The organism is Streptomyces sedi, from assembly GCF_006335015.1.
Classification (GTDB): domain Bacteria; phylum Actinomycetota; class Actinomycetes; order Streptomycetales; family Streptomycetaceae; genus Streptomyces; species Streptomyces sedi.
Genome location: NZ_VDGT01000011.1, coordinates 195,865 through 211,423, shown reverse-complemented (window position 1 = coordinate 211,423; position 15,559 = coordinate 195,865). Strand labels below are relative to the sequence as shown.

Here is a 15,559-nt window from a genome sequence, read left to right as displayed (position 1 = left end):
CTCGGTCATCCGGGGACCCGCCCGTTCCAGGCGGCCAGGCGGGGGCGTTCGAGGTCCGACGCCGTGGCCAGGGCCGACTCCAGGGCGTCGGCCAGCAGCGCGTCGACGGCGATCCGGCGGTCGCGTTCGGCCGACTCGACGGCGGCGACGACCATCGCCAGGGTGCGCAGGTTCTGGTGGACCTCGCCCAGCGGGGCGCGGCCGGTGCGCAGCGCGGCGACGAACTCGGCGAGCGCGCCGGCGATGCCCTTGCCGTGGCCGGGCGCCGCCGGCGCCTCGGGCGCTTCGGCTTCCGGCCCCGTCTCGAACCTGGCGGGCCCCGAGCCGTCCCAGAGCGCGCCGCCGTGCTCCCCGCTCAGCCGCCAGCGGCCGTTCCAGGAGGTCTCCACGCCGGGCGAGCACCAGCTGCCGGTGTAGACATAGCGCGCCCCGCCCGTCATCTCGAAGGTCGCGGTGGCGGCTGCGTCGCCCGCGTACCAGCTCCAGGCGGGGTTGAACGACTCGCAGCGCACCGAGACCGGCTCCGCGTCCAGCAGCCAGCGCGCCGTGTCGAACGCGTGGATCGCCATGTCCACCAGCAGCGGCTGGGCCATCGCGTCGCGGAAGCCGCCGAACCTGGGCGCCAGGAAGAACTCGGTGCTGGCCACGCCGATCCGCCCCAGCCGGGGCAACGAGGCGCGCAGCGCGTGGAGTTCGGGGTGGTAGCGGCGGGACTGGCTGACCATGAACAGCTGGCCGGCCGCCTCGGCCGCCGCCGCGAGCCGCAGCCCCTCGGGCAGCGTCGGCGCCAGCGGCTTCTCCCCCAGCACGGGCAGGCCGAGCGCCAACGCCCGCAGCGTGACCGGGAGATGGGCCTCGGGAACGGTCACGTCGATCACCGCGTCCGGCGCGCAGCCGGCGGCGACCCGTTCCAACGCCGTTCCCACCGGCACCCGTTCGTCGTGGCCGGTCGCGGCCAGCGCCTCGGTCGCCCGGTCGGCGTCCAGGTCGACCACGCCGGCCAGCGTGACGGCATCCGAGTCCCGCACGGCGCGCAGCCAGGCGCGGCCCATGCCGCCGGCCCCGACGACCAGCACCCGCAGCGGCCCGCCGTCCGCCGGCACGGTCGCGAAACCGGCGTCCGCCCGCCCGGCGTGCGCGCCGTGCCGCCCCACGTTCACGCCGCGCCCCCCGGCGTTCACGCCGTGCCGTCCGCGCGCTCGAACCAGCCGGCCTCGACATGGGTGAGCCGGGGCCGTTCGCGGTCCGGGTCCGGGGCGGGGGCCGCCCAGGCGACCGCGTTGGCGATCACCCGCCGCACATGGGGGTGGTGGTAGACGGGATACTCCTGGTCGCCGGGGCTGAAGTAGAAGATCCGCCCGTTGCCGCGCCGGAACGCGCAGCCGCTGCGGAAGACCTCGCCGCCGGAGAAGGAGCTGACGAAGACCAGTTCCTCGGGGGCCGGTATGTCGAAGAACTCGCCGTAGGTCTCCTGTTCCTCGATCACCAGCGGGTGCGGCACCCCGGCGGCCACCGGGTGCGTCGGGTCGACCGTCCAGACCAGCTCGCGTTCCGCCGCGTTCCGCCAGCGCAGCGTGCAGGAGGTGCCCATCAACCGGCGGAAGACCTTGGAGAGATGGCCCGAGTGCAGCACCACCAAGCCCATCCCGGCGAGCACCCGGCGGTGCACGCGGCCCACGACCGCGTCGGAGACCTCCGCGTGCGCCAGGTTCCCCCACCAGGTCAGCACGTCCGTCGCGGCCAGCACCTCCTCCGTCAGCCCGTGCTCCGGCTCGTCCAGCTCCGCGGTGCGCACCCGGGCGCGCTCGCCCAGGTGCCGCTCGACAGCCTCGGCGACGGCGCCGTTCATGCCGCGCGGGTAGCGTTTGGCGACCTCGGGGTCCAGCCGCTCGGCGCGGCCCTCGCACCAGACGGTGACCCGCAGCGGCGCGGGCGGTGGGGGCGCGGACTGGGACGACATGGTGCCCTCCTGGGGCGGCTGGCTGCCGGGGCTGTTTTCGCAAAGAACCGGTGCGGACCCGGTAAAGGGGAACCGGTACGGAAGCTAGAAGCCGCCGAGAGGTGCGTCAACCCGCGTCCGGCGACGCGAGGGGAAACGGAGGGGCGCGTTCACTCCATGCGACGGTCATATCCGTGGAGAGCGACGGACCCACGGTGAGGGCCTCGCGCACGAGCGGACTACAGTGACTCGAAAAGTGTCGGGAAAGCAGAGAATGGACCCGTGACCGAGAGCAGGACGTCCCGCCCCACCCTGGCCCACATCGCCGAGACGGCCGGGGTCTCCGTCTCGACCGTCTCCAAGGTTCTCAACGGTCGGGACGACGTCTCGCGCGACACCAGGGCCAAGGTCGACTCGGCGTTGCGCCACCACCACTACGTGCGGCGCGGCACCCCCGCCCCCGACACCGGCGTGCGCACCGTCGACCTGGTGCTGAGCGGCCTCGACGGGTCGTGGCCGGCGAGCGTCGCCAGCGGGATGGAGGCCGCCGCCTACCAGGCGGGGGTGCACGTCGCGATCTCCGTCGCCCGTTCCTCGTCCTCGGCGACCAACCACCGCGCGCAGGACTGGGTCGACCGGGTGCTGGAACGCGGCAGCGCGGGCGTGGTGCTCGGGCTGATCGAGCCGACGCGCGACCAGTTGGGGCGGCTGACCCAGGCGCGGGTGCCGTGCGTCGTGATCGACCCGCTGAGCGACCCGGCGCCGGACGTGCTCTCCGTCGGCACCACCAACTGGGCCGGCGCCTACGAGGCCACCACGCACCTGCTGCAACGCGGCCACCGCCGGATCGCGCTGGTCACCGGCCCGCCGCAGCACCTCTACTCCCGCGCCAGGACGGCGGGTTACCGCTCGGCGATGGCGGCGGCCGGCGTCGAGACGGAGCCGGCGCTGGTCCGCCACGGCACCTACGACCGGGCGAGCGGCGCGGAACAGGTGCGGGCGCTGCTGGCGCTGCCCCAGCCGCCGACCGCGCTGTTCATCTGCTCCGACCACATGGCGATCGGCGGCTACGAGGCGCTGGCCGGCGCCGGGTCGCGGGTCCCCGAGGACGTGAGCGTCGTCGGCTTCGACGACCTGCCCGAGGCCCGTTGGGTGGCGCCCGCGCTGACCACCGTCCGCCAGCCGCTCAAGGAGATGGGCGGCAGCGCGCTGCGCACCCTGGTGCGGCTGATGAACGGCGAGGAGCTGGAGAGCCCGCGCGTCGAGCTGGCGACGACCCTGGTCGTCAGGGACAGCGTCGCCGCTCCCCGCGCCGAACGGGCCGGCGCACGCGAGTGAGCCACCCGTAGCATGGCGGCCATGCGCCGCCTCGTGCTTCTCGACGCCCCCTCCAACCTGGGCCTGCGCCCGCCCGCCGAGGGCGCGGTGCCCGGCTGCTACAAGCTCGCCGGCGCGCTGCGCGAACAGCGGCTGCTGGCGCGGCTGTCCGCCGCCGAGGGCGGCGTCGTCGTCCCGCCGCGCTACCACCGGGGCGACTGGCGCCCCGGCGACGGCGTCTTCCACGCCGAGGCCATCGCCGGCTACAGCCGCCGCCTCGCCGACCGGGTCGAACGGCACGTGCGGGCCGGCGAGTTCCCCGTGGTGCTCGGCGGGGACTGCTCCATCCAGCTCGGCTGCTCCCTGGCGCTGCGCCGGATCGGCCGGTTCGGGCTGGCCGCCGTCGACGGCTCGGCCGACTTCCGGCACCCGGGGAACGCGGAGCACGTGGGCGCCGCGGGCGGCGAGGAGCTGGCGCTGGCCACCGGGCGCGGCCAGCGCGACCTGACCGACCTGGAGGGGCTGCGGCCCTACCTCCGCGAGGAGGACGTGCGGGTCTTCGGCATCCGCGAGTACGACACCGAACGCGCCGAGTTGGCCGAGGCGGGCATCGTCGCCGCGACCGCCGACGAGATCAGGACCTGGGGCGCTCAGCTGCCCGCCCGCGCCCTGTCCGGGCTCGCGGACGCCCCCACCGACGGCTTCTGGCTCCATCTCGACGCCGACGTGCTGGACCCGACGGTGATGCCGGCGGTGGACGCGCCCGACCCCGGCGGGCTTCTCCCCGACGAACTGGCCGCGCTGCTGGGCGCGTTGCTCGGCTCGCCGCGCTGTGTGGGGCTCAACGTGACGATCTACGACCCGGACCTGGACCCCGACGGCGGCGGCGCCGCGCTCCTCGCCGACCTGCTGGTCGGCGCCCTCACCGACTGAAGCCGCCGCCGCCCATGGGGTTGTCGATCACGTAACGCCACACCCCGTCGGCGCCGCGCCTGGCCACGTCCGTCGCGGTGCCGCCGACATCGCCACCGGCCAGCTCCCAGTCGACGATGAGCAGCGCGGTGTCACCGACCACGGTGACGCTGCGCGGTCGCACCTCGATCGGCCGACGCAGCCCGAGGAACGCGGCGTTGGCCTCGGCGATCTCCTCCGCGCCCCTCGCCACGCGGCCCTCGGGAGTGACGAACGCGGCCTGGGCCGCGTACTTCCCGGCCACGGCGGCGGCCCGGTCCGGCCCGTTGAACCGCGCGGCGAAGGCCGCGGGCAGCTCCTCCGCCGACCTCGCCTCCGGCGGGGTGCTCCCGCTAGCGTGACGCTGTCCGTCGCTCTCATGCCCGCTGTCATCTCCACTGTCATGTCTGTTGCCATGTGCGTTCATGGCGGCGAGGTTAGGAGGCCCCCTCGTGACTCACCCAACGGTGCGCCACCGCCCCGGCCTGCCCGACGACGCGCGCGCCGGCGTCACGCGCCCCAGCGCCGACTGCCCGGTGGAGATCACGCTGGCCGCGCTCCGCGGCCGGTGGACGACGCTGGTGGTGCGCGAACTCCTCGCGGCGGACCGCCCGTTGGCCTACGGCGAACTGTCGGCCGCGCTGCCCTCGCTCTCCGACAAGGTGCTCACGGACCGGCTCCACCAGCTCGTCGAGGCCGGCGTCGCCGAGCGCCACCGCAGCGCGGGCTGGCCCCCGGCCGTCCACTACCACCTCACCCCCCGCGGCCAGGCCCTGGGCCCCGTCCTCCAGTCCCTCTGGGACTGGGGCTCGTCCACCTCGTGACGAGCCGGGACGGCGTCGTCGGCCAGGGCGCTTGGCCGCGTCGCTCACACTCCGTCCTGAGGAGTCCGTTCCACATCGCGAAAATGGTCACGCCGACGGAGGGGGACGCATGACCGCTCGACTGCCAGGACCCTTACGGGAGACGGGCCCGCACCGCGTGCCCTGTCCACCGGAGAGTTGACCGCCGAGCAAAGGAATTGGCTGGGCGGGGCATTCGGCCTGACGTCGTCCCGGTTGGCCAGCCCGCGAGGGCGGGCGAACCGGCGGTACATCGCCCCGGAGATCAGCGCGGCACCGACCAGGACCAGCAGGATAACCATCGCGGCGACAGCCGTGCCGGGGGGCCTGGGGCCACAAGGCGGAGGGGCCGTCGACCCCCAACTCCCTGACGGAGGCGAGCGCGAAGGGCGCCTACACGCGAGGAGGAGAGAGCGGGGTCTCAGGGCACCACCCCTGAGCCCCCCGCCCAGCCGCGCTGCACCTGCCAGGCCAACGTCAGCGATCTCAAGTTAAGAGGAACTCGCCGCGTCAAATTCCCTACACATAGGGATTCCAGGCTCGCAATGTCAGCCTTTCCCTGCAGGTAGGGATTCTGGGGGGCAATCATGTCGGCGCTCGCCAAAGGGAGCGAATCCTACCAGCTGCCGCTGACAGGCGACTCGAACGCAGTTGCATGCGGGGAACGCCCCCCAAAACCCGGCTGCGCGGCGGGACTTGTGTTATCTACCGCTGCATCGGATACGATTCTGGATTACAGAAGTTCACCCGACTGCGTCACCCGCTCACCACGGGTCCCGTAGACGCAAGGGGGTGTACGGCTGCGCTGCACCTGCCAACTCCACCGCATAACTCCCCCCTTGGAGCAAAGGTCAATGTCAAGCGGTACTGCTGCCGCGTTTTTGATCACGACCCTGGTGATGTTCGCCATCACCGCGGCCGTGGTCGTCTACGCGATCAGAAGGCTTGCCTCCCACCCGACCCGGATCGCCGCTGTGATCATCTCGCTCGCCACGCTTGTGGCGGCCCTCGCGGCGATGTTCGACACCTTGCAGGTCTCCTTCACCGCCGACGCCCCGGCGGAGCCGGCGTCTCAGGAACCGCAGGAGGTGCCCTGATGGACACCTACGAGTACGTCAGCGACCATCAGCGCCGCCTGACACGAAGGGCTCAATCCCTCGCGGCGTTGTACCTGGACTTGCACGGGCTCACCGAGAGGGCCGCCGAGCTCCTCCAGGCCAACCTCACGCCCCGTTCCCTGTCGAAAGGAGCGCAGCTCCGCAGTGTCAGCACCGGTGGCGAGGTGCACCTGATCCTGCAGGGAGTCATTCGCGAGACGGACTTCCCCACTGGGGACCCACGGGTCAGATTCTGGGGCCCCGGCACCCTGACCGGAGACCAGTTCGTCGTTACTGACGAGGCGAGGTTCGTCTCGGTTGAGTGTGTGACCGGGGTTCTATCGCTGTCATGCCCTCTGTCCCGTATGCGGGCCCTGACCACGGCGGAGAACTCCGTCATGCGGTTTGTCGCTGAGCGCATCGTGCGTCGGCAGTGGGCCGCTGACCATGTGTACTCGAACTTTCGTGAGCCGCCTCTGGAGCGAGTCTGTCGTCTGCTCTTGCACCTCAACCAGAGAGACGAGCACGACGGGAACGCGGTAGTCAGAGGGCCCTCCCAGGCCGAACTCGCCGAAGCGCTCATGCTGAGTCGAGCCTCAGTCGAGAACGCTCTCCGACAGCTGAGGAAAGAGGGTGTCTTGCGGACGAGCTACCGCGGCTACTTCTTCCGGGAAGCCAGCCTTCGGCAGATCGCGACCCTGGGAACAAGCGACCCCGCCGTGCTTTAGAAACGCCGACGCATGACGCGGTCTGCCCGGACGCGGGGTCCGCACCACCCGGTGCGGACCTTCGTTCAGTCGTCGGGGGTGGCGTTGATCTCCCCACAGCGCCAACGGTCCCACTCGTCGGGGAGCCGGTACCGCTGGGTCCACCAACTGGTGACCGGCTCCCCCCAGACAGCGTTGCCCTCACCGCACCGCCAACAGGCGAAATCGAACTCCATACCCCGCCTCCCGTCTCCTGGCTGCCCCTCTGCCGACTCTGCCCACCTGCCGCCATGTCCAGGCTCACGAATGAGTGGCCGACAGGGAGGATGGCTACCGGCCGCCCTGGTCTCACCGGTTGAGGCACCACACCCCTGGCACCGGCCCCCCACCACACACAGGGCCGGGGACGACATCCCATCCAACCGGCAGGCACCGTGGTCGCCCGCACCCGCCGCGAACGCACCGCGCAGTTCCCCGCGCCCACGAACCGTCCGCCGCCCGGCGGCCCGCGGACGACAGACCACCGCGACGCATCGGCACGGAGGTCGCCCCCGTTACCCTCCCCCCGTGGAGAACGACAGCGAACGACAGGACAACCCGCCGCCCCCCGAAGGCCCGCCGCCAACGCGCCGGCGGCTCGTGTTGGCGTCGCAGTCGCCCGCGCGGCTGGGCCTGCTGCGGCAGGCGGGCATCGCCCCCGAGGTGATCGTCAGCGGCGTCGACGAGGAGGCGCTGCGCGCCGACTCGCCCGAGGAGTTGGCGCGGGTGCTGGCCGAGGCGAAGGCCGACGCGGTCGCCGCCCGGCCGGAGGCGGCCGGTGCGCTGGTCGTGGGCTGCGACTCGGTGTTGGACTTCGGCGGCGCCGCCCTGGGCAAGCCGGCGGACGCCGAGGACGCGACCGCCAGGTGGAAGGCGATGCGCGGCCGGGACGGCGTGCTGCGCACCGGGCACTGCCTGGTGGACACGGCGACCGGCCACCGTGCCTCCGCCGTGGCGTCCACCACGGTGCACTTCGGCGAGCCGTCAGACGCGGAGATCGCCGCCTACGTGGCCAGCGGCGAACCCCTGCACGTCGCCGGCGCGTTCACCCTGGACGGCAGGTCGGCCCCGTTCGTCGACGGGATCACCGGGGACCCCGGCACCGTCATCGGCCTCTCCCTGCCGCTGCTGCGGCGGCTGTTGGCGGACGCCGGGATCGCCGTCACCGACCTGTGGGCGGACTGAGCGGGCGCCCGCCTGGCCGTCGGCCGGGTAGAGCAGCAGGCTCGCCACCAGCAGCCCGAAGACCACCATCAGCGCGGCGAACGCGGGCCAGCCGACCAGGCCGACCGCCAGCGCCCCCAGCAGCAGTTGGAGCGCGGCGGCGCCCACCAGCGCCGCCCGCGCGACCCGCCCGGGCGACCGGTCCCGGAGCGCCGCGCGCCCCAACACCGCGCCGCAGCACAGCAGGAACGCGGCCAGCAGCGCGCCGCCGACCCACGCGCCCAGGCTGAGCGCGTCGGAGGAGAGCCCGCCGATCGACATCGACTGGCGGTCGGCCGCCAGCCCGAGTATCCAGTGCAGCAGGCCGAGGCCCACCGCCATCACCACGACCACCACGGCGGTCGCCGCCGTCACGCTTCGTCTTCCTCGGTGCACGCCGCGCACGCTACTGCCGGGTAGAGCACCCGACAAGGTCCCGTGCGGCGGCAAAGATTGCGGCCAACCGTTATGGAGTTCCCACAACGCCCGTGGTCGCGACGCCCTGACCTCGGGCGCCCTGCAACTCCCTGCGAAATGCGCCCCTGATCTTGGCCGATGGGGCGCGTACCTTGGTATAGCAAGCTTGTACGCGCTCTTGTTCGCTGCCCCTCACCGTCCGTGTGGGCAGGGTCACCCCTGTGGGCGACTCGTTGCGCGGTGTCGCCAGTACCTAAAATCGCTTTGTTCCAAGGAGGGAGCCATCGTGCGTAAGGTGCTCATCGCCAATCGTGGCGAAATCGCCGTGCGGGTCGCCCGTGCCTGCCGCGACGCAGGCATCGCCAGCGTGGCCGTCTACGCCGAGCCGGATCGGGACGCGCTGCATGTCCGGGCGACCGACGAGGCGTTCGCACTCGGCGGTGACACGCCGGCGACCAGCTATCTGGACTTCGACAAGGTACTGAGGGCCGCGGCCCTCTCGGGTGCGGACGCCGTGCACCCGGGCTACGGATTCCTGTCCGAGAACGCGGACTTCGCCCAGGCCGTCCTCGACGCCGGGCTGACCTGGATCGGCCCCTCGCCGGACGCCATCCGTTCGCTGGGCGACAAGGTGGCCGCCCGCCACATCGCGCAGCGCGCCGGCGCGCCCCTGGTCGCCGGCACCAAGGACCCGGTCTCCGGCGCGGCCGAGGTCGTGGAGTTCGCCCGCGAGAACGGCCTGCCGGTCGCCATCAAGGCGGCCTTCGGCGGCGGCGGTCGCGGCCTGAAGGTCGCCCGCACGCTGGAGGAGGTCCCCGAGCTTTACGAGTCGGCGGTGCGCGAGGCGCTGGCCGCGTTCGGGCGGGGCGAGTGCTTCGTCGAGCGCTATCTCGACCGCCCGCGCCACGTCGAGACCCAGTGCCTGGCCGACACCCACGGCAACGTGGTCGTCGTCTCCACGCGCGACTGCTCCCTCCAGCGGCGCCACCAGAAGCTCGTCGAGGAGGCGCCGGCCCCGTATCTGACGGACGCGCAGAACGCCGAGCTGTACGCCGCCTCCAAGGCGATCCTGCGGGAGGCCGGCTATGTCGGCGCCGGCACCTGCGAGTTCCTGGTCGGCCAGGACGGCACGATCTCGTTCCTTGAGGTCAACACGCGTCTCCAGGTGGAGCATCCGGTCACCGAGGAGATCACCGGCCTCGACCTGGTGCGCGAGCAGCTGCGCATCGCGCGCGGCGAGGAGCTGGGGTACGACGACCCGCCGCTGCGCGGGCACTCGATCGAGTTCCGGATCAACGGCGAGGACCCGGGGCGCGGCTTCCTGCCGGCGCCCGGCACGGTGAGCGCCTTCGTGCCGCCGCTGGGCCCCGGCGTGCGGGTGGACACCGGCGTGGAGGCCGGCTCGGTCATCGGCCCGGCGTGGGACTCGATGCTGGCCAAGCTGATCGTCACCGGCGCGAGCCGGCGGCAGGCGCTGGAGCGCGCGGCGCGCGCGCTGGCGGAGTTCCGTGTCGAGGGCATGGCGACGGTGGTGCCGTTCCACCGCACGGTGATCGAGGACCCGGCGTTCGCGCCGGAGGTCAACGGGCGCGAGGGCGAGCCGTTCTCCGTTCACACCCGGTGGATCGAGACCGAGTTCGTGAACGAGCTGCCGCCGTTCAACGCCGTCGGTGACGAGGGCGAGGAGAGCAACGTCCGCGAGACCGTGGTCGTCGAGGTCGGCGGCAAGCGGCTTGAGGTCTCGCTGCCGGCGACGCTGGCGATGCCGCTGGCCCGCGCGGCCGTGGCCGGGGGCGCGCGCCCGGCGCGGCGCAAGGCCGGCAAGCGCGGCGGGGGCGCGGCGCCGACCGGCGACGCGCTGCCCTCGCCGATGCAGGGCACGGTCGTCAAGGTCGCGGTCGAGGAGGGCCAGCAGGTCGAGGAGGGCGAGCTGGTCATCGTCCTGGAGGCGATGAAGATGGAGCAGCCGATCAACGCGCACCGCGCGGGCACCGTCGGCGCGCTCAAGGCCGAGGTCGGGGCCTCGCTGTCGGCGGGCGCCGTGATCTGCGAGATCAAGGACTGAACGCGCCCACGAGGGCCTGAACGAGCCCGGCAGGGCCTGAACGGGCCCTCGGTGGAAGGCCGGCACGCCCTCGACCCGGTCCCGTCGTGACGGGACCGGGTCGAGGGTCGTCGCCGGCTATCGGCGCCGGGGCGCCAGGTCCGAGACGCGTTGCCCCATCGGCGGGGTCCCGCCGCCACCCAGCCCCGGATGCCCCGTCGCGCGCGGCGACGGCAACGGCAGGTCACGGCGGACCGGATCGCCGCGCTCGGGCGCGGACTTGACGCCGGGCGCCGTGGGGGCGCCCACCACGGAGACGCGCACCCCCTGTTCGGCGAGCGCCTCCAGCTCCGCGCCGGCTTTCTCCGCCTCGGGGGGCGGCTGGTCGGTGATCAACTGGCTGATCAGGTCGGTCGGTACCGTCTGGAACGCCGTGTCGGCGCCCAGCTTCGAGTGGTCGGCCAGCACCACGACCTCGGCCGCCGCCCGCAGCAGCGCCCGATCCACGCTGGCGGCCAGCATGTTGGAGGTGGAGAGCCCCCGGTCGGCGGTCAGCCCGGAACCCGAGAGAAAGGCCCGGCTGACCCGCAGCCCCAACAGCGACTGCTCGGCGCCGCTGCCGACCAACGCGTAGTTGGAACCGCGCAGCGTGCCGCCCGTCATCACCACCTCCACCCGGTTGGCGTGCGCCAACGCCTGGGCCACCAGCAGCGAGTTGGTCACGACGGTCAGCCCGGGGACCCGGGCCAGCCGGCGGGCCAGCTCCTGCGTGGTGGTGCCGGCGCCGACCACGATGGCCTCGCCCTCCCGCACCAGCGAGGCCGCGTGCTCCGCGATGGCGGTCTTCTCCGCCGTCGCGGCCATGGCCCGTTGGGGGAACCCTGACTCCCGGGTGAAGCCCCCCGGGAGGACGGCGCCCCCGTGTCTGCGGTCAAGCAGCCCTTCTGCCTCCAGGGCGCGGACATCGCGCCGGACGGTCACTTCTGAGGTCTGGACGACGCGGGCCAGCTCCCGGAGCGACACCGCTCCGTTGGCGCGCACCATTTCGAGGATCATCTGGCGACGTTCTGCAGCGAACACGGAACCGACAGTAACCCCAACGACCATCTGCTTTCAGCAGGTTGCGAGGATTTATCGAAGTTGTCTATACGCACGCCCCCGGCGTGCTATGCGCCGGGGGCGCACCTCCGTGCTTCCAGCGCCCCGCCTGTGCCTACTGTGCTTCCGCGATTTTTCGTGTATGGAACTGCCGCGCGGCTTCCGCGATCGTGCCGGAAAGCGACGGGTAAACGGTGAACGTTTTTGCGATCTGCTCCACCGTCAAACTGTTGTCCACCGCGATCGCTATCGGGTGAATGAGCTCGCTCGCGCGCGGAGAAACCACCACTCCGCCCACGACGATTCCCGTTCCCGGCCGCGCGAAGAGCTTCACGAAGCCGTCCCGCACGCCCTGCATCTTTGCCCTCGGGTTGCGCAGCAGCGGCAGCTTCACCACCCGGGCGTCGATGCGCCCCTCGTCCACGTCCTGCTGCGAGTAGCCGACGGTGGCGATCTCCGGGTCGGTGAAGATGTTGCCCGAGACGGTCTTCAGGTCCAGCGGCGCCACCGCGTCGCCCAGGAAGTGGTACATCGCGATCCGCCCCTGCATCGCCGCCACCGAGGCCAACGCGAAGACACCCGTGCAGTCGCCCGCCGCGTAGACGCCCGGGGCCGAGGTGCGGGAGACCCGGTCCACGCAGACATGGCCCGAGTCGGCGACCTTGACGCCCGCCTCCTCCAGCCCCATGTCAGAGGTGTTCGGCACCGCGCCCACCGCCATCAGGCAGTGCGTCCCCGACACCGTCCGCCCGTCGGACAGGGTGATCTCCACCCGGTCGCCGACCCGCTTGACCGACGCCGCGCGCGAACGCGACAGCACGTTCATCCCGCGCCGCCGGAAGACGTCCTCCAGCACCGCCGCCGCGTCCGGGTCCTCCCCCGGCAGCACCCGCTCCCGCGAGGAGACCAGCGTCACGCGCGAACCCAACGCCTGGTAGGCGCCGGCGAACTCGGCACCGGTCACACCCGAGCCGACCACCACCAGCTCCTCGGGCAGCTCGGCCAGGTCGTAGACCTGCGTCCAGTTGAGGATGCGCTCCCCGTCCGGCCTGGCGTCCGGGATCTCCCGCGGATGCCCGCCGGTCGCCACCAGCACCCCGTCGGCCACCAGCTCCCGCCGGCCGCCACCGCTCTCCTCCACCGCGACCCGGCGGGTGCCGTCCGGCGCCTGCCCCGGCAGCAGCCTGCCCCGGCCGCGCAGCACGGAGACCCCGGCGCGCTTGACCGACGAGGTGATGTCGTGGGACTGCGCCAGCGCCAGCCGCTTGACCCTGCGGTTGACCACCCCGAGGTCCACGCCGATGCCCCGGACCTCGTCGCCGATGCCGTCCCCGTCGTGGTCGATCTCGATGCCCAGCTCCTCGTGCGAGGAGTCGAAGCTGGTCATCACCTCGGCCGTCGCGATCAGCGTCTTCGACGGAACGCAGTCCGTGAGCACCGAGGCACCGCCCAGGCCGTCCCGGTCGACGACGGTCACCTCCGCGCCCAGCTGCGCGGCCACCAGCGCCGCCTCGTATCCGCCTGGCCCGCCACCAATGATCACGATTCGAGTCACCGTTCCAGTGTCCCGCACGGGGCACCTCGCCGGTGCGGCACCCCACGCACCGGGCCGGCGCGGACCACAGTCGCCTGTCCCACCGGCAGCGAACGGGCCCGAGGAACCCACCACCGGGCTCACGCCGACAACCCACCCGGCCAGCCAGGTCAGTAGTCGACCGCCCCCCGCCCCCCGGCATGCGCGCAAGCCGCCCACCGGCAGTGAAGGGGCGCGGGGAACTGCGCGAGCAACCGAACACCCGGCCGAGGACGACACCCCACCTAGCCACGCACGTGAGTAGTCGACCACCCCCCGCCACACATGCACCGCGCAGTTCCCCGCGCCCCCAAGCCCGCCGCCACCTTCCGAGCGTGAACCCGCACCCAACCGACCACGCCAGCCCACACCAGGGGCGCGGGGAACTGCGCGAGCAACCACACACCCGGCCGAGGACGACCACCCACCCCGACCGGCCAGGTCAGTAGTCGACCACCCCCCGCCACACATGCACCGCGCAGTTCCCCGCGCCCCCAAGCCCGCCGCCACCTTCCGAGCGTGAACCCGCACCCAACCGACCACGCCCACCACAACCAGGGGCGCGGGGAACTGCGCGAGCAACCGAACACCCGGCTGAGGACGACCACCCACCCAAGCCACCCACGCGAGTAGTCGCCCCCCCGCCACACATGCACCGCGAGCAACCACACACCGCGCCGAGGACGACCACCCACCCAAACCACCCGCTCCCGCCCCGGACGGCAAGTCCCAGGGCTTCCCTTGATCACGGGGGGATGGGTTACCTTGAGCCGTGTCCCTCTACGCCGCTTACGCCGTGAACCTCGACCCCCGGTTGATGGCCCGGCGCGCTCCGCACTCGCCGCTGCGCGGCACCGGCTGGCTCACCGGCTGGCGGCTGACCTTCGGCGGTGAGGAGATGGGCTGGGACGGCGCCCTGGCCACCCTCGCCGAGGCGGGCGTGCCGCCGGCCCCCGACGTCTTCGTCGCCCTCTACGACATCGCGCCGATGGACGAGGACAGCCTGGACCGCTGGGAGGGCGTCGGTCTCCAGATCTACCGCAGGACCCGGGTGCGCGTGGACACCCTCGACGGCACCGTCAACGCCTGGGCCTACGTGCTCAACGGCTACGAGGGCGGCCTCCCGTCGGCGCGCTATCTCGGCGAGATCGCCGACGCGGCGGAGTCCGCCGGCGCGCCCCACGACTACGTGATGGAACTCCGCAAGCGCCCCTGCTGAGCGCCGCCACCACACGCTCCCACCACGCGCCCCCGCACACCCACGCGCCCCCGTCGCACCCCATCTCACCCCCGCCAGGCACCCTCCGCCGCCGGGCCATCACCGCACCGTCACCGCGCAGGTCGAACGTTCCACCGGATTGGCTGGTACGCGACCCTGCCGTGCCGCCCGTCTACGCGCGTAGGGAGAGAACGGTTAGGCTCAGCCCGTGAACGCATCTGACATGGCCCGCTCGGGCGAGGCAGCGGCCGTTCGGCTACGCGAGTTGACCGGCGTGCACAGTCATGACGTGGCACTGGTCATGGGCTCCGGGTGGGCCCCCGCGGCGGAGCGGTTGGGTACGCCGACCGTCGAGCTGGACGTGACCGAGCTGCCCGGATTCCCCCCACCAACCGCCGAGGGCCACGCCGGCCGAGTCCGCTCCTACCAGGTCGGCGACAAACGCGCCCTGGTCTTCCTCGGGCGGACCCACCTCTACGAGGGCCTGGGCGTGGGAGCCGTCGCGCACGGCGTGCGCACCGCCGTGGCCGCCGGCTGCCGCACCGTCGTGCTGACCAACAGCTGCGGTGGACTCCGCGAGGGGATGCACGTAGGACAGCCGGTTCTGATCGGCGACCACATCAATCTGACCGCGACGTCACCGATCGTGGGCTCCCACTTCGTCGACCTGACCGATCTTTACTCGCCACGGCTGCGGGCGCTCTGCCAGGAGATCGACCCGAGTCTGGAGGAGGGCGTCTATGTGCAGTTCCCGGGGCCGCACTACGAGACCCCGGCCGAGATCCGGATGGTGCGGACGCTCGGCGGGGACCTGGTCGGCATGTCCACAGTGCTGGAGGCCATCGCGGCCCGCGAGGCGGGGGCCGAGGTGCTGGCGGTCTCGCTGGTGACCAACCTGGCCGCCGGCATCACCGGCGCCCCCCTCAACCACGAGGAGGTCCTCCGGGCCGGCCGCGACTCGGCCGACCGGATGGGGGCCCTGCTCAACCAGGTACTGGTCAAGCTCTGACCCCACCCGGTCGGACCCCACCAGGTCCGACCACACCCGGTCACCGGCGGGGGCGGCCCCACCCACCACCGACGGCGACGTTGACCACTGCGACGGCAGTGGGA

At 72.6% G+C, this 15,559-nt stretch carries 15 protein-coding genes; 9 read left to right on the top strand and 6 right to left on the bottom strand.

Annotated elements, in window-relative coordinates; genetic code table 11:
- Positions 1 to 5 precede the first annotated feature (5 nt).
- Together FH715_RS16630 and FH715_RS16625 are read right to left on the bottom strand one after the other, a co-directional pair.
- Entirely contained in the window at positions 6 to 1,160 is a 1,155-nt protein-coding gene (locus FH715_RS16630) for a Gfo/Idh/MocA family protein (RefSeq protein WP_246108784.1), read from the bottom strand.
- A gap of 17 nt (positions 1,161 to 1,177) precedes the next feature.
- Positions 1,178 to 1,960, bottom strand: coding sequence for a ThuA domain-containing protein (locus FH715_RS16625; protein WP_139646004.1), 783 nt, complete (start codon positions 1,958 to 1,960; stop codon positions 1,178 to 1,180).
- A 261-nt stretch (positions 1,961 to 2,221) separates the two neighbouring features.
- Between FH715_RS16625 and FH715_RS16620 the strand changes: the two genes are divergently transcribed.
- Together FH715_RS16620 and FH715_RS16615 are read left to right on the top strand one after the other, a co-directional pair.
- Positions 2,222 to 3,277, top strand: coding sequence for a LacI family DNA-binding transcriptional regulator (locus FH715_RS16620; RefSeq protein ID WP_139646001.1), 1,056 nt, complete (start codon positions 2,222 to 2,224; stop codon positions 3,275 to 3,277).
- A 21-nt stretch (positions 3,278 to 3,298) separates the two neighbouring features.
- The gene (locus FH715_RS16615) at positions 3,299 to 4,189 is read left to right on the top strand and encodes an arginase family protein (protein WP_139645999.1); all 891 of its coding nucleotides are present in this window, start codon (positions 3,299 to 3,301) and stop codon (positions 4,187 to 4,189) included.
- Here FH715_RS16615 and FH715_RS16610 read toward each other — a convergent pair.
- On the bottom strand, positions 4,179 to 4,634 hold the full coding sequence (locus tag FH715_RS16610) for a YybH family protein (RefSeq protein ID WP_139645997.1): 456 nt from the start codon (positions 4,632 to 4,634) through the stop codon (positions 4,179 to 4,181). The genes FH715_RS16615 and FH715_RS16610 overlap by 11 nt on opposite strands.
- A gap of 25 nt (positions 4,635 to 4,659) precedes the next feature.
- Here FH715_RS16610 and FH715_RS16605 point away from each other — a divergent pair, with 25 nt between their 5' ends.
- From FH715_RS16605 to FH715_RS28265, 3 genes are all read left to right on the top strand, one after another.
- A complete protein-coding gene (locus FH715_RS16605) occupies positions 4,660 to 5,031 on the top strand; it encodes a winged helix-turn-helix transcriptional regulator (RefSeq protein ID WP_246108783.1) in 372 nt (123 codons plus the stop codon).
- Between the two features lie 917 nt (positions 5,032 to 5,948).
- On the top strand, positions 5,949 to 6,146 hold the full coding sequence (locus tag FH715_RS28270; protein ID WP_170184744.1) for a hypothetical protein: 198 nt from the start codon (positions 5,949 to 5,951) through the stop codon (positions 6,144 to 6,146).
- Positions 6,146 to 6,874 carry a Crp/Fnr family transcriptional regulator gene (locus FH715_RS28265; protein WP_170184743.1) on the top strand — a complete coding sequence of 243 codons (729 nt, stop codon included), beginning with the start codon at positions 6,146 to 6,148 and terminating at the stop codon, positions 6,872 to 6,874. The genes FH715_RS28270 and FH715_RS28265 overlap by 1 nt, the downstream gene beginning before the upstream one ends.
- Positions 6,875 to 6,939: 65 nt before the next feature.
- Here the strand turns inward: FH715_RS28265 and FH715_RS28260 are convergent, their stop codons facing one another.
- Positions 6,940 to 7,089: a hypothetical protein gene (locus FH715_RS28260; RefSeq protein ID WP_170184742.1), complete on the bottom strand. Its 150-nt coding sequence runs from the start codon at positions 7,087 to 7,089 to the stop codon at positions 6,940 to 6,942.
- A 403-nt stretch (positions 7,090 to 7,492) separates the two neighbouring features.
- On the opposite strand from FH715_RS28260, the gene FH715_RS16595 reads away from it, so the two are divergent.
- The gene (locus FH715_RS16595) at positions 7,493 to 8,077 is read left to right on the top strand and encodes a Maf family protein (protein ID WP_246108795.1); all 585 of its coding nucleotides are present in this window, start codon (positions 7,493 to 7,495) and stop codon (positions 8,075 to 8,077) included.
- A gap of 721 nt (positions 8,078 to 8,798) precedes the next feature.
- Positions 8,799 to 10,577 carry an acetyl/propionyl/methylcrotonyl-CoA carboxylase subunit alpha gene (locus tag FH715_RS16585; protein ID WP_139645988.1) on the top strand — a complete coding sequence of 593 codons (1,779 nt, stop codon included), beginning with the start codon at positions 8,799 to 8,801 and terminating at the stop codon, positions 10,575 to 10,577.
- 117 nt (positions 10,578 to 10,694) lie between these two features.
- Here FH715_RS16585 and FH715_RS16580 read toward each other — a convergent pair whose 3' ends face one another.
- Both FH715_RS16580 and FH715_RS16575 read right to left on the bottom strand, forming a co-directional pair.
- Complete coding sequence (locus FH715_RS16580) at positions 10,695 to 11,636, bottom strand: DeoR/GlpR family DNA-binding transcription regulator (protein ID WP_246108782.1); 942 nt, start codon at positions 11,634 to 11,636, stop codon at positions 10,695 to 10,697.
- Positions 11,637 to 11,769: 133 nt separating this feature from the next.
- On the bottom strand, positions 11,770 to 13,209 hold the full coding sequence (locus FH715_RS16575) for an NAD(P)H-quinone dehydrogenase (RefSeq protein WP_139645984.1): 1,440 nt from the start codon (positions 13,207 to 13,209) through the stop codon (positions 11,770 to 11,772).
- A 790-nt stretch (positions 13,210 to 13,999) separates the two neighbouring features.
- Here FH715_RS16575 and FH715_RS16570 point away from each other — a divergent pair.
- Both FH715_RS16570 and FH715_RS16565 read left to right on the top strand, forming a co-directional pair.
- Positions 14,000 to 14,446, top strand: a complete 447-nt coding sequence (locus FH715_RS16570) for a gamma-glutamylcyclotransferase family protein (protein WP_139645982.1) — start codon at positions 14,000 to 14,002, stop codon at positions 14,444 to 14,446.
- Between the two features lie 223 nt (positions 14,447 to 14,669).
- Positions 14,670 to 15,455, top strand: coding sequence for a purine-nucleoside phosphorylase (locus FH715_RS16565; RefSeq protein ID WP_139646058.1), 786 nt, complete (start codon positions 14,670 to 14,672; stop codon positions 15,453 to 15,455).
- The last annotated feature ends 104 nt before the right edge of the window (positions 15,456 to 15,559 follow it).

Bases quoted from the DNA above. Each gene is read 5' to 3' on its own strand.
- FH715_RS16625 (WP_139646004.1), bottom strand. From the start codon at position 1,960: ATGTCGTCCCAGTCCGCGCCCCCACCGCCCGCGCCGCTGCGGGTCACC.
- FH715_RS16565 (WP_139646058.1), top strand. From the start codon at position 14,670: ATGGCCCGCTCGGGCGAGGCAGCGGCCGTTCGGCTACGCGAGTTGACC.
- FH715_RS28270 (WP_170184744.1), top strand. From the start codon at position 5,949: ATGTTCGCCATCACCGCGGCCGTGGTCGTCTACGCGATCAGAAGGCTT.
- FH715_RS16615 (WP_139645999.1), top strand. From the start codon at position 3,299: ATGCGCCGCCTCGTGCTTCTCGACGCCCCCTCCAACCTGGGCCTGCGC.
- FH715_RS16610 (WP_139645997.1), bottom strand. From the start codon at position 4,634: ATGAACGCACATGGCAACAGACATGACAGTGGAGATGACAGCGGGCAT.
- FH715_RS28260 (WP_170184742.1), bottom strand. From the start codon at position 7,089: ATGGAGTTCGATTTCGCCTGTTGGCGGTGCGGTGAGGGCAACGCTGTC.
- FH715_RS28265 (WP_170184743.1), top strand. From the start codon at position 6,146: ATGGACACCTACGAGTACGTCAGCGACCATCAGCGCCGCCTGACACGA.